Origin of the sequence: Pseudomonas sp. PS01299 (assembly GCF_029960145.1) — a bacterium.
GTDB lineage: Bacteria > Pseudomonadota > Gammaproteobacteria > Pseudomonadales > Pseudomonadaceae > Aquipseudomonas > Aquipseudomonas putida_A.
In genome coordinates this window covers 1-300 of the sequence record NZ_JASCPO010000524.1, presented here as the reverse complement: position 1 = coordinate 300, position 300 = coordinate 1, and the positions used below count along the sequence as shown (strand labels likewise).

Genomic DNA, 300 nt, shown 5'->3' with positions numbered 1-300 from the left:
ATTGCCAGCAGTTCGGTACGCCGACCGGCCGGAGCAGCGGCTTGCCGCAGCAGATGGTCATCCTCGGCATGGGCAAGCTCGGCGCGGTCGAGCTGAACCTGTCGTCGGACATCGCCCTGATCTTCGCCTACCCCGAGGGCGGCGAAACCGTCGGCGTGAAACGCGCGCTGGATAATCAGGAATTCTTCATTCGCCTCGGTCAGCGCCTGATCAAGGCCCTCGACCCGATGACGGTAGCCGGCTTCGTGTTCCGCGTCGACTTGCGCCTGCGTCCGTACGGTTCATCCGGCGCGCTAGTGC

The 300-nt window shown here is 65.0% G+C and carries 1 pseudogene; it reads left to right on the top strand.

Annotated elements, in window-relative coordinates:
• Window positions 1-300, top strand: a pseudogene (locus tag QMX91_RS31415) (bifunctional glutamine synthetase adenylyltransferase/deadenyltransferase); the annotation flags it as partial.